The sequence below is a fragment of the Brevibacterium sp. ACRRH genome (assembly GCF_022346365.1).
In the GTDB taxonomy this organism is placed as follows: domain Bacteria; phylum Actinomycetota; class Actinomycetes; order Actinomycetales; family Brevibacteriaceae; genus Brevibacterium; species Brevibacterium paucivorans.
Genome location: NZ_JAKRMN010000005.1, coordinates 1 through 26,375, shown reverse-complemented (window position 1 = coordinate 26,375; position 26,375 = coordinate 1). Strand labels below are relative to the sequence as shown.

Annotated in this window: 21 protein-coding genes and 1 rRNA gene; 17 read left to right on the top strand and 5 right to left on the bottom strand. The window is 59.1% G+C overall.

The annotated features are described in order from the left end of the window. Positions 1-22: 22 nt before the first annotated feature. From nrdE to MHX53_RS06170, 3 genes are all read right to left on the bottom strand, one after another. Positions 23-2,218, bottom strand: a complete 2,196-nt coding sequence (gene nrdE / locus MHX53_RS06180) for a class 1b ribonucleoside-diphosphate reductase subunit alpha (RefSeq protein ID WP_052205721.1) — start codon at positions 2,216-2,218, stop codon at positions 23-25. Positions 2,219-2,285: 67 nt separating this feature from the next. Beyond that, positions 2,286-2,705, bottom strand: coding sequence for a class Ib ribonucleoside-diphosphate reductase assembly flavoprotein NrdI (nrdI, locus tag MHX53_RS06175; protein ID WP_033399510.1), 420 nt, complete (start codon positions 2,703-2,705; stop codon positions 2,286-2,288). A 146-nt stretch (positions 2,706-2,851) separates the two neighbouring features. Beyond that, positions 2,852-3,532, bottom strand: a complete 681-nt coding sequence (locus MHX53_RS06170) for a metal-dependent transcriptional regulator (protein ID WP_102239616.1) — start codon at positions 3,530-3,532, stop codon at positions 2,852-2,854. 166 nt (positions 3,533-3,698) lie between these two features. Between MHX53_RS06170 and MHX53_RS06165 the strand changes: the two genes are divergently transcribed. The 6 genes from MHX53_RS06165 to MHX53_RS06140 all read left to right on the top strand — a co-directional run bounded on the left by MHX53_RS06165 (position 3,699) and on the right by MHX53_RS06140 (position 12,391). Next, a protein-coding gene (locus MHX53_RS06165) for an IS3-like element IS3502 family transposase (protein ID WP_102239615.1) occupies positions 3,699-4,891 on the top strand; the annotation gives its coding sequence in 2 pieces (ribosomal slippage) (positions 3,699-3,987 and positions 3,987-4,891; 1,194 coding nt in all). 89 nt (positions 4,892-4,980) lie between these two features. Then, positions 4,981-5,904, top strand: coding sequence for an RNA methyltransferase (locus tag MHX53_RS06160; RefSeq protein WP_180965400.1), 924 nt, complete (start codon positions 4,981-4,983; stop codon positions 5,902-5,904). Between the two features lie 66 nt (positions 5,905-5,970). Continuing rightward, entirely contained in the window at positions 5,971-7,017 is a 1,047-nt protein-coding gene (pheS, locus tag MHX53_RS06155; protein WP_102239613.1) for a phenylalanine--tRNA ligase subunit alpha, read from the top strand. Then, positions 7,017-9,575 (top strand): phenylalanine--tRNA ligase subunit beta, encoded by a 2,559-nt coding sequence (pheT, locus tag MHX53_RS06150; protein ID WP_102239612.1) that lies wholly within the window; start codon positions 7,017-7,019, stop codon positions 9,573-9,575. The genes pheS and pheT overlap by 1 nt, the downstream gene beginning before the upstream one ends. After that, entirely contained in the window at positions 9,572-10,381 is an 810-nt protein-coding gene (locus MHX53_RS06145; protein WP_102239611.1) for an SDR family oxidoreductase, read from the top strand. Before pheT ends, MHX53_RS06145 begins: the two co-directional genes overlap by 4 nt. 27 nt (positions 10,382-10,408) lie before the next feature. After that, positions 10,409-12,391, top strand: coding sequence for an AarF/UbiB family protein (locus MHX53_RS06140; RefSeq protein WP_102239610.1), 1,983 nt, complete (start codon positions 10,409-10,411; stop codon positions 12,389-12,391). Here MHX53_RS06140 and MHX53_RS11785 read toward each other — a convergent pair. Further along, positions 12,388-13,998: a thiamine pyrophosphate-binding protein gene (locus tag MHX53_RS11785; protein ID WP_102239609.1), complete on the bottom strand. Its 1,611-nt coding sequence runs from the start codon at positions 13,996-13,998 to the stop codon at positions 12,388-12,390. The two genes, MHX53_RS06140 and MHX53_RS11785, sit on opposite strands and share 4 nt — an antisense overlap. Positions 13,999-14,023: 25 nt before the next feature. Then, positions 14,024-14,995, bottom strand: coding sequence for a quinone oxidoreductase (locus MHX53_RS06130; RefSeq protein WP_102239608.1), 972 nt, complete (start codon positions 14,993-14,995; stop codon positions 14,024-14,026). A gap of 56 nt (positions 14,996-15,051) precedes the next feature. On the opposite strand from MHX53_RS06130, the gene argC reads away from it, so the two are divergent. From argC to MHX53_RS06075, 11 genes are all read left to right on the top strand, one after another. Next, complete coding sequence (argC, locus tag MHX53_RS06125) at positions 15,052-16,119, top strand: N-acetyl-gamma-glutamyl-phosphate reductase (RefSeq protein ID WP_102239607.1); 1,068 nt, start codon at positions 15,052-15,054, stop codon at positions 16,117-16,119. Further along, positions 16,116-17,288 carry a bifunctional glutamate N-acetyltransferase/amino-acid acetyltransferase ArgJ gene (gene argJ, locus MHX53_RS06120; RefSeq protein ID WP_239271606.1) on the top strand — a complete coding sequence of 391 codons (1,173 nt, stop codon included), beginning with the start codon at positions 16,116-16,118 and terminating at the stop codon, positions 17,286-17,288. The genes argC and argJ overlap by 4 nt, the downstream gene beginning before the upstream one ends. Then, positions 17,285-18,178 carry an acetylglutamate kinase gene (gene argB, locus MHX53_RS06115; RefSeq protein WP_239271605.1) on the top strand — a complete coding sequence of 298 codons (894 nt, stop codon included), beginning with the start codon at positions 17,285-17,287 and terminating at the stop codon, positions 18,176-18,178. Before argJ ends, argB begins: the two co-directional genes overlap by 4 nt. After that, on the top strand, positions 18,175-19,350 hold the full coding sequence (locus MHX53_RS06110; protein WP_239271604.1) for an acetylornithine transaminase: 1,176 nt from the start codon (positions 18,175-18,177) through the stop codon (positions 19,348-19,350). The genes argB and MHX53_RS06110 overlap by 4 nt, the downstream gene beginning before the upstream one ends. Next, positions 19,347-20,315, top strand: coding sequence for an ornithine carbamoyltransferase (argF, locus tag MHX53_RS06105; protein ID WP_239271603.1), 969 nt, complete (start codon positions 19,347-19,349; stop codon positions 20,313-20,315). Before MHX53_RS06110 ends, argF begins: the two co-directional genes overlap by 4 nt. Continuing rightward, the gene (locus tag MHX53_RS06100; RefSeq protein WP_239271602.1) at positions 20,312-20,866 is read left to right on the top strand and encodes an arginine repressor; all 555 of its coding nucleotides are present in this window, start codon (positions 20,312-20,314) and stop codon (positions 20,864-20,866) included. Before argF ends, MHX53_RS06100 begins: the two co-directional genes overlap by 4 nt. Positions 20,867-20,868: 2 nt before the next feature. Next, complete coding sequence (locus MHX53_RS06095; protein WP_102239601.1) at positions 20,869-22,077, top strand: argininosuccinate synthase; 1,209 nt, start codon at positions 20,869-20,871, stop codon at positions 22,075-22,077. An 8-nt stretch (positions 22,078-22,085) separates the two neighbouring features. After that, on the top strand, positions 22,086-23,519 hold the full coding sequence (gene argH / locus MHX53_RS06090; protein ID WP_102239600.1) for an argininosuccinate lyase: 1,434 nt from the start codon (positions 22,086-22,088) through the stop codon (positions 23,517-23,519). Between the two features lie 44 nt (positions 23,520-23,563). Next, the gene (gene tyrS / locus MHX53_RS06085; protein ID WP_102239599.1) at positions 23,564-24,856 is read left to right on the top strand and encodes a tyrosine--tRNA ligase; all 1,293 of its coding nucleotides are present in this window, start codon (positions 23,564-23,566) and stop codon (positions 24,854-24,856) included. Continuing rightward, positions 24,853-25,911 (top strand): type II CAAX endopeptidase family protein, encoded by a 1,059-nt coding sequence (locus tag MHX53_RS11780; protein WP_180965399.1) that lies wholly within the window; start codon positions 24,853-24,855, stop codon positions 25,909-25,911. Before tyrS ends, MHX53_RS11780 begins: the two co-directional genes overlap by 4 nt. A gap of 375 nt (positions 25,912-26,286) precedes the next feature. Beyond that, positions 26,287-26,375: ribosomal RNA gene (locus tag MHX53_RS06075) — 16S ribosomal RNA — on the top strand; the annotation flags it as partial.

Below are 26,375 nucleotides of genomic sequence, written 5' to 3'. Positions count from 1 at the left end.
GAATGAAGGAAGGACCGTGTTCCTACAGAGCACAGGAAACGCAGCCTTCGACCTCGGTTCCCTGGAGTGCAGGTTGGCGTAAACGGATGTAGTACAAGGTCTTGATTCCGGCTTTCCAGGCATAGATTTGTGCCTTGTTGATGTCCCGCGTAGTGGTGTCAGCGGTGAAGAACAAAGTCAGGGAAAGCCCTTGGTCCACGTGTTGGGTGGCCATAGCGTAGGTGTCGATGATTTTTTTGTACCCCACGGTGTAGGAGTCATCGAAATACTCCAAGTTGTCGTTGGTCATTTCCGGTGCGGGGTAGTACACGCGCCCCAAGCGGCCTTCCTTGCGTATTTCAATCTTGGAGGCAATCGGGTGTATGGACGCGGTGGAGTCATTGATGTAGGAAATTGATCCAGTGGGTGGAACTGCCTGCAAGTAGGCGTTGTAGATGCCGTCTTGCATCACTTGGTTCTTGAGCCGTAGCCAATCCTCGCGTTGAGGAATCTGCACGCCAGCCTCATGGAATAGCTGTTTTACGTGGTCAGTGGCCGGCGCCCAGTCTTGGTCGATGTACTTGTCGAAGTAGACGCCAGTGGCATAGGTGGATTCTTCAAAGCCAGTGAATCGTTGACCTTTCTCAACCGCTAGCGCATGGGATGCACGGAGCGCATGATAGGTCACGGTCAGGAAATAGATATTTGTAAAGTCCAGTGCTTCGGCGCAGCCATAAGGAATACGCTTGGAAGCCAGGAAACCGTGGAGATTCATTTGGCCCAACCCGATGGCATGCATGGATGCATTACCGTGAGCGATGGAAGGAACAGCTTCGATATTTGTTAGGTCTGAGACCTTCGTGAGAGCGCGCACCGCGGTTTCAACAGTTTCCCCAAAGTCCGGTGATTCAAAAGCTTTAGCGATGTTGAGCGACCCTAGATTGCAGGAAATGTCCTGGCCAACGGTGGTGTAGTTACCTGAGGCGCCGTAGGTGGATGGCGTGTTGACCTGGAGGATCTCACTACACAGATTGGACATATTGATATGTCCTTTGAGGGGATTAGCGCGGTTGACCGTATCCTCAAAGAGTATGTAGGGGTATCCAGATTCAAACTGAAGCTCAGCCAGCGTGGTGAAAAACTCGCGGGCCTTGATAGTCGTATGAGAAATTCGCGGATTGGAAACCAGCTCGTCGTAATACTCGGTGATAGACATGTCAGACATGGCTACGCCGTACTCGCGAGCGATGTCATACGGGCTAAAAAGATGCATATCCTTGTTCTCTTTGGCCAGCTGGAAGGTTATATCTGGAATAACAACTCCCAGCGAAAGAGTCTTAATGCGGACTTTCTCATCGGCATTTTCCCGCTTGGTATCCAGGAAACGAAGAATATCTGGATGGTGCGCATGTAGGTAGACGGCTCCAGCGCCCTGTCGAGCGCCCAATTGGTTGGCATAGCTGAAGCTATCTTCCAGAATTTTCATGACTGGGACTACGCCGGAAGCTTGGTTCTCAATCTTTTTGATTGGGGCTCCGGATTCGCGCAGATTGCTCAGTAACAAGGCCACACCACCGCCGCGTTTTGAAAGCTGCAGTGCAGAGTTCACGCTGCGGCCAATGCTTTCCAAATTGTCTTCGATGCGAAGGAGGAAGCAGGAGACCATTTCGCCACGCTGGGCTTTTCCTGCGTTGAGAAAAGTAGGGGTGGCGGGCTGGAAGCGTCCGGTCATGATGTCATCCACCAGCTTCTCCGCAAGCTCTTCATCGCCCTGTGCAAGGTACAAAGCTGTGGTGGCGACGCGTTCTTCGTAGCCTTCCAGAAATCGCGAGCCATCAAAGGTTTTCAGTGCGTATGAAGTAAAGAACTTAAATGCGCCGAGGAAAGTGCGGAACTGATGCTTGGCTCGGTGGGCTCTGTCGTACATAGTGCACAGAAAATCGTCATCATAAAGCTCAAGGAATTCCCGCTCGTAGTATTCGTTATCAACCAACCACTCCAAGCGCTGCTTGGTGGATTCAAACTGATGCATGCGGGGAGTGACATGGTGCGCTAAAAAGTCTTGTGTTGCCTCAATGTCCTTGTCGAACTGGATTCTTCCCGAATCGTCGAATAGGTTCAGCTGCGCGTTGAGTGCATGGTAGCTCTTGCGCTTACCGACACCGCCGGCATCGTCTGCTGAAGCGGTGCGGGGCGTAGGGCCAATGGGCTGTGTGGGGGTGGCCTTAAGTGGCGGCATTGTGGTTTCCAATCTGTGTGTTGCGGATGTGGTCTTCATTTTGTGGGAAATCAATGGGGTGTAATTGTTAGTTGCTTTGCTGCTCCCAAAACTTGTGAAGGCCCTGCTTTACAGCGGCAACGTCCTTCTGCGTGCCGAGTAGCTCGAAGTGATACAGCTCTGGAACGTGGCACTTAGCGGAAATGATGCGGCCGGCGACGCAGTAAGCGCTTCCGAAGTTGGTATTGCCTGAGGTAATCACGCCCCGGATAAAGGAACGGTTGATTGGGTCATTGAGGAAGTCGATGACCTGTTTGGGGACTGCGCGTTTGAGCGAGCCACCGCCGTAGGTTGGAACGATGAGTACGTACGGGTGTGAAACCTGGATCATTCCGGTTTTCTTGGGCCGCAGTGGAATGCGCACTGCGGGTCTATCTAAGCGTTCGACGAATCTTTTTGTGTTTTCAGAAACGCTAGAAAAGTACACCAAATCTGGTGAGTCTGACATGACAATCCTGCTCATCCTGGCCTTAGCCATAAGTGGGATAGGTGATGATCGAAAATATTAACTACGTACTACCGTAGTTGCAAACTACGCCGCACCGTAGTTTTTAAAAGGGCAGGTAGGGACAGGATTAATGAGAAAGGGAAAGACTACAGGCTGTGGTGTGCTACAAACACTGCGTCCGTAGCTGGGCGCCCAAGTACTACCCACTGAGTACTGTCGGCTACCTGTACTTCGAGCGATTCTGAAAAGGGCGTTCCTTCGCGCGTGGTAAGAACAGCCCCAGTGACGATGCCTTGCTCTTTGAGGAAGGCCAGCAGTTGTGGGTCGGAATCAGAAATGCGTTCCACGGTCACCTGCGGTTGTGCGCCGCTGTCGGTGAGACGGTGCGCACTGGGGATAGTGATCTGTCCATCAACCGTAGGGATAGGGTCGCCGTGTGGATCCCTAGTGGGGTAATTGAGGAACTTATCCACGCGCTCTATGAGCATGTCAGACACCGCGTGTTCAAGATTTTCGGCTTCATCATGGACCTCGTCCCACGTATAATCCAATGCTTGAACCAAAAAAGACTCAAGCAATCGGTGGCGGCGCACCATGACCAATGCGTACTGCCTGCCAAGTTCGGTTAACTCCACAGAGCCATAGGGCGTGTGTGACACGAGCCCTTGCTTCGACATTTTGCGCACTGCATCGGAGACCGAGGAGAGCTTGAGTCCCAGCTGTTTCGCTATAAGTGTGGCGGTAACGGGCTCGGATGACCATTCCTTTAGCCCCCAGATAGCTTTCAAATAGTTCTGGGTACTGGTGGACAGCTCAGAAACAGACATGAGTAAATGTTAACCCAGCTTCCGTATGAAGCGTCCTGGCTTTCGTTCCGCTTATTTAACGCCCAACGTTTGAGCGCCTGATCGTTGATAGATAGGGACCTGACCCCTGTTTGGTAGACACCTCTGATTCCGGCTGTGTTGAGTCGGGGAAAGGTAATCTACCTCCATGCCTAGGAAGGTTTATTCGGATCAGTTCAAGCGCGACGCGGTCGCGATGTACGAGAACGATCCACAGGTGTCGTTGAACGCTGCGGCCGCTGATTTAGGGATCAACCGCTCCACGCTTCGCGTATGGGTTGATAAGTACGGAACTGGCACGAAACCCCAGCTTTCAGCGGGCTTACGTGCTGATCGTGCGAGGCAACTGACCGATGCTGAGAAGCTACGTCAGCTGCAACAGGGAAACGCCCGCCTGAAAGAAGAACGCGATATTTTGTGTAAGGCAGCCAAATATTTCATGGAAGAGACGAACTGGTGATCCGCTTCCGGTTCGTTGATGACCACCGCACCGATTACTCGGTCAAGCGGATGTGCACCGTACTCGGGTTAAACCGCAGCTCCTACTACAAATGGAAAGCTAGCAGCGCCCAGCGGCACCGCAGACTGGTTGATGATGCCATACTCGGAGCCAAGGTCCAGGCCATCTTCGACGACAAGAGGCAGCTCTACGGCGCAAAACGCATTGCCGCCGAGCTGACTTTCAACGATGCGTACAGTAGCACCGGACCGGTCAACCATAAGCGCATCGCCCGGATTATGAGGAAGCTTCAGCTGCGCGGCTACACGAAAAAACGTAAGGTCACGACAACGCAGCGTGAGCGTCATCGCTTTATATTCGCTGACCTGGTCAAGCGTAACTTCACTGCGCCAGCTGCCAATAGGATCCTCGTCGGCGATATTACCTATCTGCCGATCGCAGACGGGTCGAATATGTATCTGGCTTCTGTGATTGACTGCTACTCGCGGATGCTCGTCGGCTTCGCGATCGCAGACCACATGCGCACCGACCTCGTCGAAGAAGCGCTCGAGCATGCTCGCCGTACCCGTGGCAGTCTCTCCGGGGCGATCTTCCACTCAGATCATGGCAGCGTGTATACCTCATCGCAGTTTCAGGCTGTCTGCCGAAGACTCAACGTCACCCAGTCGATGGGAGCAGTTGGCAGCAGCGCTGATAATTCACTCGCGGAGTCGTTTAACGCGGCGTTGAAACGAGAAGTGCTCAAAGACCAGAAAGTCTTTTCCAATCAGCTAGTCTGCCGGCGCGACGTCTTCGCATGGTGTGCGCGCTACAACACCACCCGAAGGCATTCCTGGTGCAAGTACCTCACACCCATTGAGTACGAAACTCACGCTTCCTAACAATGCGCTAGAGTAAAGCCAATAATTTCACCCCCACGGTGTCTACTTTCCGGGGGCCGGGCCCCTGCGACCTTGCTAGGGTTGCTAACATGTCAGACCCTGCCCACCCCCGCAACTCCGCCACCAATCTCACCGGCCCTCCGCTCACACCGCAATCCAAACGGCTACGCGAAGCGGTGAAACTGACGAAACGAAACTGGCGCACCAAAATGGGTCGCTTCATCGTTGAAGGCCCCCAAGCTGTCCGCGAAGCTCTCATCCACCAAGCCACCAAAAAACCCCACCGCGCAACCGTTGGCGTAGAAGACGGCCAAACCCGCCACCGCCCAACCGGCGCCATCCTTGACGTGTGGGCCACCTCGGAAGCGGCGGAACGCCACCCTGACATCCTCGAACACGCCAAGGCCGCCAACATCCCCATCCGGGAAGCCACCTCGGCGGCCCTTGCCGAACTCACCGACACCGTCACCTCCCAAGACATCGTCGCCATCGTCGAGCACATCGACACCGAACTCCCGCAAGCCATCACCAAGGACTCCAAACTCGTCGTGGTCCTGTCCCAAGTGCGCGACCCCGGCAACGCCGGCACCGTCCTCCGCGTAGCTGACGCCGCCGGTGCCGACTCCGTCATCTTTACCAACTCGTCCGTGGACGTGTACAACCCCAAGACCGTGCGCGCCACCGCCGGCTCCCTGTTTCACCTTCCCGTGGTGACCGGTGTGGGGCTTCCCGAGGTGGTCGAACTCGCCCGCGCCCGCGGGCTTCAGGTGTTGGCAGCAGACGCCCACCCACCGGCACACGACCTCCACGTCCCCTGGGACGCCGGCCTTGACTTGTCACAACCAACCACCTGGGTATTCGGCAACGAAGCCTGGGGTCTGCCAGAAAAAGACCGCAAACAAGCAGACTCGGCCGTGGCAATCCCGCTCTACGGCCAGGCCGAAAGCCTCAACCTTGCCACGGCGGCTGCCGTGTGCCTGTACGAATCGGCCCGCAACCACAACTACACCTAAAGCTGGGCGTTAAGATGGCGTTAGCCCGGCCCCGTGCACAAGCACCAGACAACAGAAAGAAGGCCCATGTCAGAGCATGCCTGTGACCCATTGGACGAAGCGTCCGTAACCGCTGCGGTTGAGACGGCGCTTCACGCATTTGAAGCGGCTCACACGCTTGACGAACTCAAAGACGCAAAAATTGCGCACATGGGCGACAAGTCCCCGCTGGCCCTTGCTAACCGGGAAATCGGCAAACTCGACAAGTCCCAAAAAGCGCAGGCAGGGAAGCTGGTGGGCCAGTCCCGAGGTCGTGTGAACAAGGCGTTCGCCGCCCGCCTGGCCACCCTCGAGGCGGAGCGCGACGCCCAGGTGCTCGTCGAAGAAGCTATCGACGTCACCCTCCCCAGTAACCGCGCCCAGACCGGTGCCCGTCACCCGCTGACACTTTTGCAAGAACAGATCGCAGACCACTTCGTTGGCCACGGCTGGGAAGTCGCCCAGGGCCCGGAAATTGAACACGAATGGTTCAACTTCGACTCCCTGAACTTCGGCCCAGACCACCCGGCCCGCCAAATGCAAGACACGTTCTTCGCCGACCCCAAAGAATCCGGCCTGGTTCTGCGCACGCACACCTCACCCGTGCAGTCGCGCTCCCTGCTGGAACGCGGCGTGCCACTCTACGTTGTGTGCCCCGGCAAGACCTTCCGCACCGACGAACTCGACGCCACGCACACCCCGGTCTTCCACCAGGTCGAAGGCATCGCAATCGACAAGGGCCTCACCATGGCTAACCTCAAGGGCACGCTCGACGAATTCGCCCGCGCCATGTTCGGCCCCGAATCACACACCCGTCTGCGCCCCTCGTACTTCCCGTTCACGGAGCCCAGCGCCGAAATGGACTTCTGGTTCCCCAACAAGGTGGGCGGTCCCGGCTGGATCGAATGGGGTGGCTGCGGAATGGTCCACCCCAACGTTCTGCGCGCCGCCGGAATCGACCCTGACGTCTACCAGGGCTTCGCATTCGGAATGGGTATTGAACGCACCCTCATGCTCAAAGAGGGAATCAACGACATGCACGACATGGTGGAAGGCGACCTCCGCTTTTCTCACACGTTTGGAGTAATGGACTAATGCGCGTATCACTGGAATGGCTATCTGACTACGTTGACCTTTCCGCGTCACCGGACGCTCATGAGCTGGCCGCGCAGTTCGCGTCAATCGGTCTGGAAGAAGAAGACTTTTTTGGTCCCGAGGTGACCGGCCCGCTGGTCGTTGCCCGCGTCCTTTCGTTGGAAAAGGAAAAGCACTCCAACGGTAAAACCATCAACTGGTGCAGCGTTGACGTAGGCGAGGACGAACCCCGCGGAATCGTGTGCGGTGCCCACAACTTTGTCGAAGGTGACCTGGTGGTCGCGTGCCTGCCCGGCGCAGTGCTCCCAGGCAACTTCGAAATCGCTGCTCGCAAAACCTATGGCCACGTTTCCGACGGCATGATCTGCTCGCTTAAAGAACTGGGTCTGGGCGAAGACCAGGGCGGCATCATCGTGCTCAAAGACCTGGGTCTCACCGGTGAACCCGGTGACGACGCCATCAAACTCCTAGGCCTTGACCACACCACACTCGACGTCAATGTCACCCCTGACCGTGGCTACCAACTGTCCATGCGGGGCATCGCACGCGAATACGCGCTACTGAAGAACCAAACCTTCAACGACCCCGCCAACATCGACGTCCCCGAACCGTCACTGGACGGCTACCGCGTGGACCTCGAGGACACTGCACCCATCCACGGCCAGCACGGTTGTTCGCGCTTCACGGCCATGCGCGTGGACGGAATCGATGCACAGGGTTCAAGCCCGTACTGGATGCAAAAGCGCCTCCTGGAAGCCGGCATGCGACCACTGTCCCTGGTCGTCGACATCACCAACTACGTCATGCTGGAACTGGGCCAGCCCCTCCACGCCTACGACGCAGACAAACTTGGCTCCAAAATCACGGTGCGCCGCGCCCGCGCCGGGGAAAAACTCACCACCCTGGACGACGTTGAGCGCAAACTCCACCCCGAAGACCTGCTCATCACCGACAACTACGCCGGAACCCCCGCCGGGGACCCTGAACAGGACTTCAACGAAGCCAACTATGGTCAACGCGTCATCGGGCTGGCCGGCGTCATGGGCGGGCAGGACACCGAGGTCAGCGAAACAACCACCTCGGTCATCATTGAAGCCGCCCACTTCGACAAGGTGACTATCGCCCGTAGCGCACGCCGCCACAAACTCCCCAGCGAAGCCGCTCGTCGCTTTGAACGCGGAGTCGACCCACACCTGGGACCAGCTGCCGCCATGCGTTGCGCACAGCTACTGCAGGAACTTGCCGGGGGCACCATCGCGCCCGAGGTGACTGTCGTCGGGTCTGTCCCGGAACCTAACGTGATCCCACTCCTCGCCGACGCTGCCGCCAAGCGCGTAGGTGTGGACTACACGAGTGAGCAGGTAGAGAACGCTCTCACTGCGGTGGGATGCAAGGTCGACCACGCGGTTGACGGGCAATCGACCCTGGCTGTCACAGCGCCCAGCTGGCGCCCGGACCTCACGGGGCCCGAGGACCTCATCGAAGAAATCGCGCGCGTCAACGGCTACGACCAGATCCCTTCGGTCGCACCTCAAGCGCCAGGCGGATCGGGCCTGACCCACCGCCAAAAGGCTCTGCGCACGGTGTCGAATCTGCTGGCCCACGTGGGACTGACCGAAGTTCTCACCTACCCGTTCACCGCAGACACCCGTAGCGACGCACTGCTCCTCGAAGCAGACGACCCACGTCGCACAATGGTGCGCCTGGCCAACCCCATGGCCGATGACCAGCCACTTCTGCGCTCCCACCTGCTCGCAACCCTGCCGGACGCGGTCAACAAGAACCTGGGACGCGGCTTCAAAGACGTATTCGTGTTTGAAACCGGCCTGGTCACGCAACCAGAGGCACAGGCCACTGCGACCGGCACATTCGCCCCCGGTTACCACCCAACTGAAGAGGAACTCGAAACTCTGCGTTCGGCCGTTCCGCCGCAGCCACTTCACGCAGCTGCCGTCATGACCGGCAAAATTGAGCGCCTGGGCGTGTGGGGTAAGGGCCGTAACGTCGAAGCCACCGACGCAATCGACCTCGTCCACCGCATCGCCGGAGCCCTGGGCCTGACCCTGGACGTGCGCGCGGCTCAGACAGCGCCATTCCACCCAGGCCGTTGCGCAGAGTTCACACTGGGCGACACCGTGGTGGGTCACGCGGGTGAACTCCACCCCAAGGCGATTGAAAACCTGGGGCTTCCCGCCCGCACGTGCGCCTTCGAAGTGGACCTCGACGCGCTGTTCACTCACTCGCTTGAACGTGCGTGGGACGGTGCCCTGTCCACCTACCCAGTTTCACGCCAAGACGTTGCACTCATCGTGGACGAATCAGTCCCCGCGGCAGACCTTGCGCGTGCTCTGCGCGAAGGTGCCGGGCCGGAACTCGAAGACCTGGACATCTTCGACCTTTACACGGGCGACCAAGTGGGCGAAGGTAAGAAGTCAGTCGCATTCCGCATGACCTTCCGCGCCGCCGACCGTACCCTCACCGCAGACGAAGCTTCGGCTCTGCGTGTGAAAGCCACCGACAACGCCCACGCCAAGTTCGGCGTTGAGGTGCGCTCATGACGATCGCGCTCATCACGGGAGGAACCCGCGGAATCGGAAGCCACCTGGTCCGCGGGTTTCTCACCGCCGGCTACCGCGTCATCTTCACGGCAACTGACGCCTCGAAAGCCAGCGCCCACGCTGCTGAACTGGCCCAAGAACTGGGCATAGAGCACGGCGACCGCGTCCACGGGGAAGGCGTCGACGTCACCGACCCCAACGCAATTGAAGCCCTTCTCACGAGGGTCCGTGAGATTGAAACGGAAACCGGGGACGACCTCGGCGTTCTCATCAACAACGCAGGCGTTATCGAAGCACCCGAAGGTCCCGTGTGGGACGTTCCACCGGAACAGCTGGAGCGCACCATCACTACCAATGTGCTGGGCCCGTTCTACATGATTCGCACGTTTGCGCCACACCTGCTGAGCAAAGCGGAAGCGCACAAACCCGCCCGCATCATTGACATCAACTCCGGTTCAGGCTCGCACGGAACACCGCAGTATGCGGCATATTCGGCGTCTAAAGTCGCGCTGTTTAGGCTGGCGGACTCCGTTCACCACTACGGATATGACAAGGGTCTGCGGATCTTCGAACTTGCCCCAGGTGTCATCCGCTCCGATATGACCACCTCCATGCCCGTTCACGACTGGCGTGGTGATGACGACTGGACCAAACCACAAGACGTGATCGATCTGGCACTGGGCTTCGCGTCCGGGGAACTCGACGCGTTCTCCGGCCGGTTCGCTCGCGCCGGTCACGACACCGTGGAATCGCTCAAAGCCATGAACCTAACCGAGGACCACCGGCGCCTACGTCTGACCTTGTAAAGCGGGGCTCAAAGGGGAAGGATTCTCATGCAAACGATTGTGTGGACCATACTCTTGGGACTACTCAACGCGGTAGTCGTGGGTGTTCTGGTCCGTCGCGTCGTATCCGTGGGTACGGGCATACTTCGCAACACAATCGTGTCCCTGGTGATGGGCATGAGCCTGTGGCCTATCACGCTCCAAGCGTTCGAGATCCTGAAAATTTACGACCACGGCAGTTTCCCCGGCCCCGAAATGGGCTTCGCAGCGATCATGGTGTTCCTGTTGCTCTTCGGCTGGTTCGTGGTTATCCAAATCACGCTGCTGTTGGGCATCGAAATCATCCTCCCGTCCGGCTCGCTGAGCAACGTGGTACGCTCGCTCACTCGCATTCCCGTGCGGTACCGGCGCATGCGCAGGCTCGCACAAATTCAGCGCATCCTCATCCGGTTCGGGCTCGTGCGGTATCTGCGCCCGCGCGTCCCAAGTTTCCGTCTCAACATGCGTGAGATCGCAAAAACCACCGCCGAGGCGTTTGCGGCTGCCGGGGTGACGTTCGTGAAACTGGGGCAGTTCATCGCTACCCGCGCCGATGCCGTCCCCACTGTGTTCGTCGAAGAGTTCTCCAAGCTTCAGTCCGACGTGCCCGCTGTCGATTTCGCTGAAGTGGAATCTGATTTGGAAGAAGAGTGGGGGAGGGGCGTCGACGAGGTTTTTGCGAGTTTCGACCGCACCCCGCTTGCCGCCGCGTCCGTTGCGCAGGTCCATCGGGCGGTCATGCATGACGGGACCGAGGTCGTTGTTAAGGTCCAGCGTCCCAAGATTCGCGCTCAGGTGAGGGCAGACTCCGACATCGTTGTGACCCTGGCTAACCAGATCGAACGGATGGCCGGGTGGGCTAGGAAACTGGGAATTGTGCGCCTGGCCGAAAACTTCGTCGACGCGCTCAACGACGAACTGGACTACCGTGGCGAAGTCGGCAACATGAAGCTCCTCCGCGAATCCGCACTGGAGTCCGGTAGCACACTCATGAGAATCCCGCGAGTGTTCGAAGAGCTGTCCGGCCCCAACGTCATCGTGATGGAACACGTTCACGGCCAAGTCTTGTCAAAGGCCGGGTCTATCGTCGACAACTTGTCCACGATCGCCCGGTACGAACTGGCAGAAGAACTGTTCATCATGATTGCTCGCCAAGTGTTGGTCGACGGCGTGTTCCATTCCGACCTCCACCCAGGAAACATCATTATCGAACCGTCTGGCCGTGGTGGACTGGTCGATTTCGGGTCAGTGGGACACATCGACCGGCGCGACCGCCACGATATCGCAGTGCTCCTCATGGCGTTCGATTCGCAAAACTCCCGTGCGGCAACTCACGCAGTCTTGGACATGCTGGGCACCCCATCCGGCGTAGACGTGCGCGAACTACAGCGCGACATCGGTGAGATCCTCATGTCACTGTCGGGCAACGGGTCCGTGAGCTCCGCGATCGACGAAATGCTTGAATTCTTCCTCCGGGGTGGCTTCTCACTGCCCGGATCCATCGCTCAGGCCCTGCGCGCCCTGGCAACGCTCGAAAGTAGCATCGCCTACATCGACCCCGACATCAACATGCTGGACCTGGCACGCTCCAGAGCCAGTGGCATCATGCGCGAATCCCTGTCCTTGGAAACTGTGCGCAAAGACTCCGAACTGTACGCCCTGACTACGTCATCCCTTGCCTTGGACCTGCCCGCGCAGGTCTCCCGCGTGGTGCGCCACCTGGAGGACGGTAGCTTGGACATCGGCACCTCGGGTGTTGATTTGAGTGCGATCAAGGGTCTGGTCCGCAACGTCGTCGACAAAGGCGTCCAAACCGTTCTCGCCACCGCACTAATTTTGGGTGGTGTGGTCATGATGAGCGCTGACTTTGGCCCACCACTGACCCCAGAACTCAAACTGTTCACCTACTTTGGTGCCTGGGTTCTGCTCACCGGATGCGTACTGGGTGCGTTGGTCTTGGCTCCGTCTTTGCGCCACGAACCAGAAACTTAACCGGCTGTGGTGTAACGTTTCGCGTCAATGTGGATGAGCTGCAGACCGCCAGCTTCTACCGCATTGGCCACTGCGTCTTTGAGTTGCCCGAGGTCGTCCACCCTCACGCCGTGACCTCCGCTGGCCGCGGCCATGAGTGGCCAGTCTGGCTGAGTGAGTTCCACTCCAACGGGGTCAATGCCGGCAGAGATCTCGTTCGTACGGATTTCTCCGTAACCCCCGTTGTCCATCACGATCACTGTAAGGTCTTCGCCCTGTTCTACCACTGTGATGAGTTCTTGCAGACTGAACATAAGTGCCCCGTCACCCACAACAGCAAAAGTGGGGCGGTCCGGTGCACCGATTCGCGCCCCCAGGGCAGCAGGCAGGCCGTAACCCAGAGTCGCATATGTGGCCATATACGGAGTGGAGTTAGGGGTCGTCACTTTGATCGCGTTGAGCAGACCCAAATAACAGATCTGAGACGAGTCCGTGGACACGATCGCGTCGTGCGGAAGCGCAGCAACAATGTCTTCGGCGATCAGCGTGCTTTCCCGCGAAGTCTCCAGGCCTTCAGCGCGTGCAGCCTCCAAAGCTCCTGCGACATCAGCCCGGAAATCACCTGCCGGGCTCGTGACGTCAAGGCCGTCAAGAAGCGCACGCAACGTGGCCTTGGCGTCTCCCACCAGGCCAATGTCAGCCGTGAGATTCTTGCTGATCTGCCCTTCCGCAAGATCAATGCGCACCACGGTTCCCGTGGCTTCCAAGCGTTCGACCCACAGCTCCGCTTCACCGAGTTTCGAGCCCACAACCAGCAGAACATCGGCCGTGCGCGCATACTCGCGTACTTGAGTAAACCGAAGGTTCGCACCCAAGGACAGCGGGTGGTGCTCATCCACGACACCCTTTGCGTTGAGTGTGGTCACGATCGGTGCGCCCAGCGTGTCGACCAATTCGCGCAGTTCCTCCGCGGCACCTCGGGACCCGCCGCCGGCCACAATCACGGGACGTGACGCACCGCGCAAAGCCACACGCGCCTGCTCCAAAAGGGCTTCATCCGTGCATCCCGGACGCTGGTACGTGCGCGCCTCAAGGTCAAGCGAGTTCGCTTGGACCTGCTGTTCCAGAACATCGAGCGGCACCTCAATGTAGGTGGGGCGCGGGCGAGCCGTGGCAAAGCGCTCAAACGCCGCGTGAACCGCTTCCACCGCTTCGCTCGCGCTGGTGACCCGCACCGCGGTTTCGACAATGGCCGCCGCGGCACTGAACTGGTCCTTGGTTTCGTGCAAGGTGCCCTTGTCCGCGAACTCCGCTCCCTGCTCTGGTCCGGGTGCCAAGATGAGCATGGGTCGGGATTCGCAGAATGACGTGGCAGCCGCAGACAGTGCGTTGAGAAGTCCCGGTCCCGAGGTGGTAATTACTACCCCCGGAAGTCCCGTCTGGAGGGACCAGCCGTCAGATCCGTAGCCGGCGCCCTGTTCGTGGCGGGTGGTCACTACGCGCATTCCCAAGTCCTTGAGCGACCGGTAGAACTCCAGGTTGTGGGTTCCTGGGATGCCGAAAACGGTGTCGACACCGTAGTTACGAATCGCTGTGAGGATCGCACTGCCTGTGCTGAGTGTGCTCACGTATTCTCTCCTTTGAGTGTGTTGTCTATGCCTTCAAGACCACTTTTCCAGTGGTTTTGCGCCCTTCTAATGCACGGTGAGCATCAGCGGCTTTGTCAAGGGGGAAGGTTGCGCCAACCCGGAATTTCAACCAGCCGTCCTTCAGGCCGGTGAAAAGAACCTCGCTGCGCTCCCGTCGCTCTTCAGGTGTGCGCACAAACCACTGCAGGGATGGGCGGGACAGGAAGATACCACCTGCTCCGTTGAGGCGCTGCACATCGAACGGAGGAACCTGCCCACTGGCGCCGCCAAACACCACAAGCGAACCGCGCACGCGCAGTGAGTCCAGGGACGCGTCGAACGTGTCTTTACCCACGCCGTCATACACCACGTGGACACCTTCACCGTCGCTGAGGTCACGGACAGTCTGGGCGATGTCAACGCCTTCGCCGTACAAGAACACGTGCTGGGCTCCGGCTTCGCGGGCAAGCTGTGCCTTCTCTTCAGTGCTCACGGTGCCAATAACTTTTCCGCCCATGTGCGTAATGAGCTGGGTAAGCAACAGTCCCACGCCTCCGGCGGCCGCGTGAACGAGTGCCGTCTGGCCGGGCTCAATGCGGTGTGAACCCGTGACCAGGTAGTGCGCGGTGAGCCCTTGCAGAAGAATCGCGGCTGCAGTGTCAAAGTCGATGTCGCCGGGCACGGGGACCAACATGTCGGCCCTTACGGCGACCTTCTGCGCATATGAACCAGGGGAGTCGTGCCATGCAACGCGGTCTCCCACCTGGACATCCGTGACGCCTTCGCCTATCTGGCTCACCACACCGGCACCTTCAGTGCCCGGAATGTGTGGGAACTGCATGGGGTAGATGCCACTTCGGCGGTAGGTGTCGATGAAGTTCATACCAGTGGCTTTGACGTCGACAAGTACCTCGCCTTCTCCCGGGGTGGGGTCGTCTACTTCGACGTACTCCAGGACTTCTGGTCCTCCTGGGCGCTGTGCCTGTACCGCGTACATGTTCCTCCAATCCAGCTCACGTGAATAAAATTCGGCTGTGATGTATAGTTATTCATATGAAGACTTTTTCCGTCGCCGTCTCCGGTGCGACCGGATATGCCGGTGGCGAAATGCTGAGGCTACTTTCGGCACACCCATGTGCAAACGTAACAACAGTCTGTGGCCATTCTACTGCCGGTTCACTCCTCGGAAACCACCAGCCACACCTGCGCGAATACGCGCATATGGAGATCCAACCGTCCACCGCTCAGGTGCTCGCCGGGCACGACGTTGTCGTCCTGGCCCTGCCGCACGGAGCTAGTGGTGAGATCGCCGCTGAGCTGGAAAAACTCTCACCAGACACCCTCATCCTCGACCTGGCTGCGGATCACCGCCTCGAACTGGCCCAGGCCTGGGAAGCGTACTACAAGTCCGAACACCAAGGAACCTGGACATACGGTCTCCCTGAACTTCTGCGCGCACAGGGCCCCACGCAACGTGAACTCCTTGCCCAGGCCCGCCGCATCGCGGTCCCTGGCTGCAACGTCACCGCGGTCACGCTGGCCGTGCAGCCACTCGTCAAAGGCGGCCTCATCGACCACACCGCCCTCACCGCGGTACTTGCCAACGGAGTCTCCGGGGCAGGAAAAGCCCTCAAGCCTCACCTGTTGGCCGGCGAAATTCTGGGCAACGCCAGCCCATACGCAGTAGGCGGCACTCACCGCCACATCCCCGAAATTGAACAGAACCTCGCCCACGTGCTTGGCGAAGACGTCGCGCAGTCCACCACGCGCATCACCTTCACCCCAACACTGGTACCCATGGCGCGCGGCATCCTGGCAACCGTGTCCGCGCCCACCCACACCTCGGCCAGCCAGATCAGCCAAACCCTGGCCAAGGCCTATGAAACCGAACCCTTCGTGACCGTCCTGCCACAGGGCCAGTGGCCCGCCACCTCGGCTACGGCAGGCGCCCACACCGCGCACCTCCAGGCCACCGTGGACGAACGCGCCGGAACCGCGATCGTCGTGTGCGCACTCGACAACCTGGTCCGCGGCACCGCAGGGCAGGCGATCCAAAGCATGAACCTGGCATTGGGCCTGGACGAAACAACCGGCCTCACACAGCAAGGAGTGGCACCGTGACCGTAACCTCACCACGCGGATTCCGCGCAGCAGGAGTCACCGCGGGACTCAAGCCCAGCGGTCACCCGGATCTGGCTCTCGTCGTCAACGACGGCCCCCAGCACGCCGTGGCCGCGGTGTACACGTCCAACCGGTGCAAGGCCAACCCCGTTCTGTTCTCGCAGAAAGTCACCGCAGGTGGCGGGGCTCGTGCCGTTGTCCTCAACTCCGGGGGCGCCAACTGCTTCACCGGCCAGTTCGGGTATGAGACCACTGAGTTGACCGCCGCCGAGGTGGCCGCCGGCCTGACAGCGACCGGCACCGACCCTGTCACGGCCAGCGATGTCGTGGTCTGTTCGACCGGCCTGATTGGGGTGGGGGACCAGACGTGGCGCGACACGCTGCTGGGTGGAATCGCGCCCGCGATCAACGCCTTGAGCACCACCGGGGGAGAAGATGCCGCCCGGGCAATCATGACCACCGACACCGTTCCCAAGAACATCGAGGTGCCCGTGGGCGACTGCATAATCGGTGGAATCGCCAAGGGCGCCGGAATGCTGGCACCTGCGCTCGCCACCATGCTCGTGGTGTTCACCACCGACGCTCAACTGACCCCCGAAGAACTCGACTCCGCGTTGCGCCACGCAACTGCCCGTAGCTTCGACAGGCTCGACTCCGACGCGTGCATGTCCACCAACGACACCGTGGTCCTCATGAGTTCAGGTGCCAGCGGTGTCCACCCCGACCTGGACGCCTTCACTCAAGCGCTAACCGAGGCCTGCCAAGACCTGGCCCGCCAACTCATGAGCGACGCGGAAGGTGCCGCGCACAATATCGCGATTACCACCTCGGGAGCGGCCAGCGAAGCCGACGCCGTGGAAGTCTCCCGGGCCGTGTCCCGCTCCAACCTGTTCAAAACCGCCATCTTCGGTGAGGACCCCAACTGGGGACGGATCGTGGCGCAGGTGGGAACCACCTCGGCCGAATTTGACCCCGCCAACATCGACGTGACGGTCAACGGGGTTCCCGTGTGCGTGGCATCAGGCCCGCACGCCGACCCCCAAAGCGTGGTTTTCACCCGCGACGTGACCGTGGACATCAACCTCAACGCAGGCGACCACCAGGCCACCGTGTGGACCAACGACCTCACCCACCAGTACGTCGAAGAGAACAGCGCATACTCGTCATGACACAACTTTCACCCGCCCAACGCGTGGCCCGCGCGCAGATCAAAGCCTCGACGCTCACCGAGGCGCTGCCGTGGATCAAGAAGTTTTCCGGCGCCACCATCGTCATTAAATACGGTGGCAACGCCATGATTTCCCACGAACTCCAGCAGTCGTTCGCCGACGACGTGGCGTTCTTGCGGTTCGCTGGGATCCGGCCCATCGTGGTCCACGGAGGTGGCCCGCAAATTGGGGCAATGCTGGATAGGTTGGGCATCCCCAGTGAGTTTGTTGACGGGCAGCGGGTGACCACTCCCGAGGCGGCGGTCGTCACCCGTATGGTGCTGGCTGGGCAGGTCAACCGCGACATTGTTTCGCGCATCAACCAAAACGGAGACGCAGCCGTTGGGCTTTCCGGGGAAGACGCTGACCTGCTGTTGGCACGTCCAGTCGAACGCACCGAACTGGGGCGTGTGGGGAACATCGAAGCGGTCAACACGCAGGTGCTCAATGAGCTTTTGGACCAAGGGCGTGTCCCTGTCGTGTGTTCGGTCGCCGCTGAAATCGATGGCGAACCTGGCATGCCACTGAACATCAACGCCGATTTGGCAGCAGCCGCGATTGCTAAGCACATGAAGGCGGACAAGTTCATCATGCTCACCGATGTGCCAGGCCTCTACGCCAACTGGCCCGACACCGACAGCCTCATCAGCGAAATCACTGCGCAGGAGCTACGTGAACTGTTGCCGTCACTCGATTCGGGCATGATCCCCAAAATGACAGCCGCTTTGGAAGCCGTCGATGCGGGTGTCAACCAGGTTCACGTCGTAGACGGACGAACCGCCCACTCGATCCTGCTCGAAGTATTTACCGACGAAGGAATCGGAACCATGGTGCTAGGAGGCGACGCATGACCTGGCAAGACGAACACAGCAACGCAATTCTTCCCGCACTGGGCAAACCTCAGCTCAAGCTGGTGCGCGGCGACGGAGCCTACGTGTGGGACTCCGAAGGTAAGCAGTACCTGGATTTCCTGGCCGGAATCGCGGTCAACTCATTAGGACACGCGCACCCTGACCTGGTGAAAGCCGTGAGCAACCAGATGCTCACGCTGGGGCACATCTCGAACTACTTCGCATCCGATCCGCAGATCGAGCTCGCGCATGCACTGCTCAAGGTCGCGAACGCGCCCAAAGGTTCCTCCGTGTACTTCTCCAACTCCGGATCAGAAGCCAACGAAGCGGCCCTGAAGATCGCACGCAAAACCGGACGCCCAAAAATCGTTGCCGTCGAAGGCGGATTCCACGGGCGCACCCTTGGCTCCCTTTCCGTGACCCACAAACCCGCCTACCGCGAACCTTTCAACCCACTCCTCCCAGGAGTCGAGCACGTTCCACACGGCGACATTCACGCGCTTACCCGCGCCATCGACGACACCTGCGCAGCCGTCATCATCGAACCCATTCAAGGTGAAGCAGGGGTCCGTCCCCACCCGGCCGGTTATCTGAAAGCGGCACGGGAAGCCACCTCGGCGGCGGGAGCACTTCTCATCCTTGACGAAGTCCAAACCGGAATTGGACGCACCGGCCACTGGTACGCCTTCCAAAACCCAGACATTGGCGAAGGTGTCGTGCCAGACGTGGTCACCTCGGCTAAAGGTATTGGCGGAGGAATCCCACTTGCTGCGACCCTCACGTTCGGGCAGCACGTGACGAAACTCCTGGAACCCGGCGAACACGGCTCCACCTACAGTGGCAACCCCGTTGCAACCGCGGCCGGGCTCGCCGTTCTCAACGTCATCGAACGCGACGGCCTGCTAGAACAGGTCCGCACAACCGGCGAACACCTACGCAGCAGCCTCGAAAACCTTGACGGCATCACCGGCGTTCGGGGCAGTGGCCTGCTGCTGTCATTCGAACCCAACGGGGGAGCGAAAGCCTTTGCCGCCTCGGCGCTCACACACGGAATCATCGTCAACCCGGCCACCCCGGAGCGAGTCCGCATCGCGCCACCACTTATTGTGACTACTAGCCAGATCGACCAGTTCATCCACTCGATTCCACAGATTCTTCAGGACATCGCATGACCAGACACTTCCTCAAAGACACCGACCTCAGCCCGGCCGAACTCAACGAAGTACTCGATCTGGCCGCGGAGCTCAAAGCCAACCCGTACTCGCACAAGCCGTACGCCGGGCCCCAGACCGTTGCGATCATCTTCGACAAGACCTCAACCCGCACACGCGTGTCCTTCGCCGCGGGTGTCGCCGCACTGGGTGGGCAGCCACTCATCATCAACCCCGGTGAATCCCAAATCGGGCACAAGGAAACCATTGAAGACTCAGCACGCGTCATGTCGTCCATGACGTCCACGATCGTGTGGCGCACCTTCGCCCACGAAGGACTTCAAAAGATGGCACAGAACTCCACAGTGCCCGTCATCAACGCACTGTGCGACGACTACCACCCGTGCCAACTGCTAGCCGACCTGCTCACCATCCGCGAACACAGGTCAACCGGTGAGGGAAACGGGCTCGCGGGCCTGACCTTGAGCTACTTCGGTGACGGTGCCAACAACATGGCCCACTCGTACGTGCTGGCCTGCGTCAACGCCGGAATGCACGTGCGCATCGCAGCGCCAGAAGGCTACCACCCAGCCACCCACGTACTCACCGAAGCACGCGAACTCGCCTGCCACACCGGCGGCAGCGTCACCGTCACAACAGACCCACGGGAAGCCGCCTCGGGTGCAAACATCCTGGTCACCGACACATGGGTATCCATGGGGCAAGACGCCCACGGGCGTAACGACGCCCAGTCGCCCTTTACTCCCTACACCGTCACGCAGGAACTCATGGACTTGGGCGATGACCCCATCTTCATGCACTGTCTGCCCGCCTACCGCGGATACGAAGTGAGTGCAGAGGTCATCGACGGACCCCAGTCCGTGGTCTTTGACGAAGCCGAAAACCGCTTGCACGCACAAAAGGCGCTCATGGCATGGCTCATGTCGCAAACGCAGGGGAGTGGCGCACAGGGGAGTGGCGCGTGAGTAAAAACGGGGCCAACTCTGCAAACGAAACCAGCGGCGTCGCGAACGCGATTCCCGGAACAAAAGCCGCCCGCCACGCGCTGTTGATCGACATCATCCGTCGCAACCACGTGCGCTCGCAGACCGAACTCATCGAGCTTCTGGCCGGCACCGGAATCGCTGTCACACAGGCGACCCTGTCACGCGATCTGGTGGAGCTGGGCGCCATCAAGGTGCGCACGGCAGAAGGAAACGCATACGCTGTTCCCGGTGAAGGAGGCGACCGCTCCCTTGAGCAGGGGGTCAAAGGGCACGTTCTGGACGCGAAACTTCAGCGGCACCTGGAGGAATTGCTGGTGTCGGCCACATGGTCGGCCAACCTCGCAGTGCTGCGCACCCCGCCAGGAGCGGCTCAGTTCCTCGCCTCCACGATCGACCATTCGGTGATTCCCGAAATCATCGGCACAATCGCCGGCGACGACACAGTTCTCATCATTTCAGCAGACCCACAAGGTGGAAAAGACATTGCCAACCAGTTCATTTGCCTGGCTGGCGCGGAAGACAAGGAGTAAACATGACTGAACGTATTGTTCTTGCATATTCGGGCGGTCTGGACACGTCCGTAGCTATCGGGTGGATCCAGGAAGCTACCGGCGCCGAGGTCGTTGCAATGGCCGTGGATGTGGGCCAGGGTGGCGAAGACCTGGATACGATCCGTCAGCGTGCGTTGGACTGTGGTGCCGTTGAGGCCTACGTCGCTGATGCGCGTGACGAGTTCGCAAACGAATACTGTATGCCCGGGCTGAAGGCCAACACGCTGTACATGGGTGCGTACCCAAACGTGTCGGCTCTGTCGCGCCCGGTGATCGCCAAGCACCTGGTGGCAGCAGCTAAGCAGTTTGGTGCATCGACGGTATCCCACGGATGCACCGGTAAAGGTAACGACCAGGTGCGCTTCGAGGTGGCTATCACGTCGCTTGCTCCCGAGCTCAAGACCATTGCACCTGTGCGTGACCTGGCCCTGACCCGCGAAGCTGCAATCGAGTACGCAGAACGCAACGAACTGCCCATCGTTACCACCAAAAACAACCCGTTCTCAATCGACCAGAACGTGTGGGGACGCGCAGTTGAAACTGGGTTCCTCGAAGACATCTGGAACGGTCCAACTAAGGACGTCTACGACTACACCGACGACCCAGCGTTCCCACCACCGGCCGACGAACTCATCATCACTTTCGAAAAGGGAATCCCGGTGGCTATTGACGGCAACGCCGTGACCCCGCTCGAAGCGATCATGCAGCTCAACGAACGTGCTGGTCGCCAGGGAATCGGACGTATTGACATCGTCGAAGACCGCTTGGTTGGAATTAAGAGCCGCGAAGTGTACGAAGCTCCCGGTGCGATGACCCTGATCGCGGCTCACCAAGAGCTCGAAAACATCACCTTGGAACGCGAACAGGCACGCTTCAAGCGCACGGTTGACCAGCGCTGGACCGAACTCGTGTACGACGGCCAGTGGTTCTCAGAACTCAAGGGCAGCCTCGACGCGTTCATCGACGACACCCAGGAACACGTATCCGGTGACATCCGCATGATCCTGCACGGTGGACGCGCCACCGTCACCGGTCGTCGTTCAGAAAACACCCTGTACGACTTCAACCTGGCCACCTACGATGAAGGCCAGTCCTTCGACCAGTCAGCAGCGCGCGGTTTCATAGACATCTACGGACTGTCCTCTAAGCAGGCCACCGCACGTAACCAGCGCTTGGGCTACTCACACTAAGGAGAACTATGACCGGCATCAGCCTGTGGGGTGGACGCTTCGCAGACGGCCCCGACGACGCACTAGCAAAACTGTCAAAGTCCACCGACTTTGACTGGCGACTCGCCAGCTACGACCTCGCCGGATCACGTGCTCACGCACGCGTGCTGCACGCAACCGGGCTTCTGGACGAAGACGAACTTCGCGGAATGCTCAGTGCACTGGACGAACTGGAAGCACGAGTGAACTCCGGGGAGTTTGTGCCCGACGAAGGCGATGAAGACGTCCACTCCGCGCTGGAAAACGGTCTTCTCCAGATCGCCGGTCAGCAGCTGGGTGGCAAACTGCGTGCCGGGCGGTCGCGCAACGACCAAATCGCCACCATGGGGCGCATGTACTTGCGCGACTCGGCACGCATTATCGCCTCCCTGGTGTTGGACACTGTCGAAGCCCTGATCGAACAGGCTCACGCTCACATCGACGCGCCTATGCCGGGGCGTACGCACCTGCAGCACGCGCAGCCTGTTCTGCTGGCACACCAGCTGCTGGCCCACGCGTGGCCGCTCATGCGTGACGTTGACCGTCTAATGGACTTCGATAAGCGCGCAGACGTATCCGCGTACGGTTCGGGTGCGCTTGCAGGGTCGTCTCTGGGACTCAACCCGCAGGCTGTTGCTGCTGAGCTTGGATTCAGCGATTCGGTAGAAAACTCGATCGACGGAACCGCCAGCCGCGATGTCTTTGCAGAATTCGCGTTCTGCGCGGCCATGATTGGGGTGGACCTGTCGCGTCTGAGTGAAGAAATCATTGTGTGGGCGACTGCAGAGTTTGGTTTCGTCAAGCTCGACGACCGTTTCTCCACTGGATCGTCGATCATGCCTCAAAAGAAGAACCCAGACGTGGCTGAACTCGCACGAGGAAAAGCAGGACGTCTCATCGGTGACCTCACCGGGCTTTTGGCCACGCTTAAGGCTCAGCCACTGGCATACAACCGCGACTTGCAGGAAGACAAAGAGCCAGTGTTTGACCAAGTCGACACACTCACACTTCTGCTTCCAGCCTTCACCGGAATGGTCGCCACCCTGAAGTTCAACACCGAACGCATGGCGCACTTGGCCCCGCGCGGGTTCGCACTGGCCACCGACGTTGCCGAATGGTTGGTGCGCCAAGGAGTTCCATTCCGCGTGGCACACGAACTTTCAGGTGCCGCAGTGAAACTGGCCGAATCCCGTGGCGTAGAACTGTGGGACTTAAGCGATGAGGACTATGCAAGCATTTCTGAGCACTACACCTCGGACGTGCGTAGCGTTCTGACGACCCTGGGGTCGATCAACTCACGCAACGCCAAGGGAGGAACAGCTCAGTCGGCTGTTGAACAGCAACTCTCCAACGCCCGGGCAGAACTGGCGCGCCTCCGAGAATTCGGGGCAACCACCTCGGGCGGATCAGCTGGATTAGACTGAGCACTGTCATGCAGAATGGCAATAGGAAGTAGGAAAGGTAACCCGTGGACATTTTTAGTGACCTAGTCAAGCGTGAGCTTGTCGCTCAGACGACCGACGAAGACGCTTTGCGTAAAGCGCTGTCTGAAGAGTCACTGAAGTTCTATGTGGGCTTCGACCCCACGGCTCCCAGCCTGCACATGGGTAACCTTGTCCAAGTTCTTGTTGCCAGGCGCTTACAAGCAGCCGGCCACACGCCTTTCATGCTGGTAGGCGGGGCAACCGGGCTGATCGGTGACCCTCGAATGACGTCTGAACGTTCGCTCAACCCGCGTGACGTCGTCGAAGGATGGGTGGAAAAGATCCGAGCCCAGATCCAGCCATTCCTCGACTTCGAGGGCCCCAACGCCGCCACTATGGTCAACAACTACGACTGGACCGGCGACATCAACGTGCTCGACTTTTTACGAGACGTAGGTAAACACTTCTCAGTGAATCGCATGCTGGCAAAAGAAGCGGTGTCTGCTCGGTTGAATTCGGACGCGGGAATTTCGTTCACCGAATTCGCATACCAGCTGCTCCAAGGAAACGACTACTTGGAGCTCTACCGCCGCTACGGAATCACCCTCCAAACGGGTGGATCTGACCAGTGGGGCAACCTGACAAGTGGAACCGATCTCATTCGTCGCGTCGAACGGACCAGCGTCCACGCGATGTCCATCAAACTCATCACAAAAGCCGACGGAACCAAGTTCGGGAAAACCGAAACCGGAACCGTGTGGCTCGACCCAACACTGACCAGCCCATACGCATTCAGCCAGTTCTGGCTCAACACCGCCGACGCTGACGCGCCGGGCTACCTTAAGGTGTTCTCGCTTCGTGAACTCGACGAAATCAACGACATCATCGAACAGTTCAAAGAAGCACCTCACACGCGACTCGTGCAAAAAACCCTCGCACGGGACGTCACGGAGCTCGTCCATGGAAAAGAAGCCACGGACCAGGCCTTCGCCGCCGCCGACGCTCTTTTCGGACGCGGGGAACTCACCGAACTAGACGAACCTACGATCGCAGGCGCCACCTCGGCCCTTCCCGGAACCGACATTGACTCAGCTGCCCTAGCAGCCGGAATCAACGTCGTTGACCTGTTCGTCGACGCGTTCGCACAGACCGGACAGCTCAAATCAAAGGGTGAAGTACGTAAAGCGATCCAGCAGGGTGGCGCGTACATCAACAACGTCAAAGTCGAATCCGAAGACCACGTGATGACCGCGGATCAGTTCCTGCCGGCAGGCGACCACGCAGTAGCTCTCCTCCGACGCGGAAAGAAGACGCTCGCAGTAGCATGTCTGCGGTGAACACGTTAGACAACCGCTCACAGGCCCTTCCGGTTAGTGGAAAGGCCATCGGACTGTATGTTGTTCTTGCACTTGCGCTCGCATGGCTTGTGACGTTGCCCATCTGGTTGATGGGAATTGACCTATCGCCCACACTTCCGGCTGTCAAAGAAACCGGGGATCCAGGGTCTGGCCCTATGCCTACGGAAGAAGAACAGTTCACGCAGAGCCTGGTCGCGCAGGCGTGTGGCGTTGCCATGATGTTCACGCCCGGTATTGCCGCAGTGATCACACTGTTGGTTAGTGGCGTGAAGTTTTCTCGCGTATTTCCGCTGTTGGGTGCCAGTCGACCAGTGGACGTGCCAGGCTTTGGTCCGCGTGTGGTAGGAAACTGGCCATACGTTCGTCGCCTTCTTATGGGGCTTGTGGCGACGTTTGGTGTGAGCTTACTCATCGCGCTTGTCATCACGATTGCGACACCCGTGTGGCCGGCTAACGGACATACTCTGGCGCACCAGTCAGCATCGGCGCTGGGTATTCCTCTTGCGCTGTTCTTAGTTCTGCAGTTCGCGCAAATTCCACTGGGTGCCATCTTCAACGCACTACCGGCAGTGGGGGAGGAGCTGGGCTGGCGCGGTTATTTGTACCCTGCGTTGACTCAGCGCTTTGGCTTCATGTGGGCTGTCGTCATCGGCGGTGCGATCTGGGGGCTGTGGCACGCTCCCATGATCATGATGGGTTACAACTTTGGGCTGTTTGGACTGCCCGGCGTGGCACTCATGATGGTTTCGTGCATGGGCTTAGGCGCGTTGTTTGCCTACCTGTACGGCGCATCAGGTTCCATTTGGGTTCCAGCGCTTGCCCACGGACTCTTCAACGCGGCAGCTGGAATCACGTTGCTGTTCTGGCCAGCTGGTACACCATTCAACGGCGTAATTGCGTCAGCTCTTGGTGTGTGGTCCCTTGTAGTTTTGCTCCCTTTAGGTGTCGCTCTCGTATGGCGCGTAGCGAGGAATTCGGGGCCCGCAGAAGAAAGTGGGCAAAACGACTTGCAAACCTCAGGCGAATCGGTATAGAGTTTTCAACGTTGCTCTCAGCGAGGTAACGAGCCAGAGAGCCGAATCTTACTCCAGATCAACTCGATCGCAGCATGTTTCAGATCACTCAAAACTGAAGTTGCAAAGCTGTCTCGAATGATATAGAGTAAAGATCCGTCGCCAAGGCGAACAACTCACTACAAGAGAGTGAAGCCCTGGTGAACAAAACCACCTTTAGCGTGAGCCGGCTGTGTGTTGGTGAGTGTTTTTGTGTGTGTGTTCTTTTTCAACTCAATAGCGTGTTTGTTTGTTTTTGTGATGCCAGTTTTTTATTTTTTCTGGTTCTCAGATTGATTTGGCTTGATTTTTTCTTGTCTTTTCTTTTTTGGGTGCTGGGGTTTTTCTTTCTTGTTTTTTGTGGAGAGTTTGATCCTGGCTCAGGACGAACGCTGGCGGCGTGCTTAACACATGCAAGTCGAACGATGAAGCTCTAGCTTGCTGGG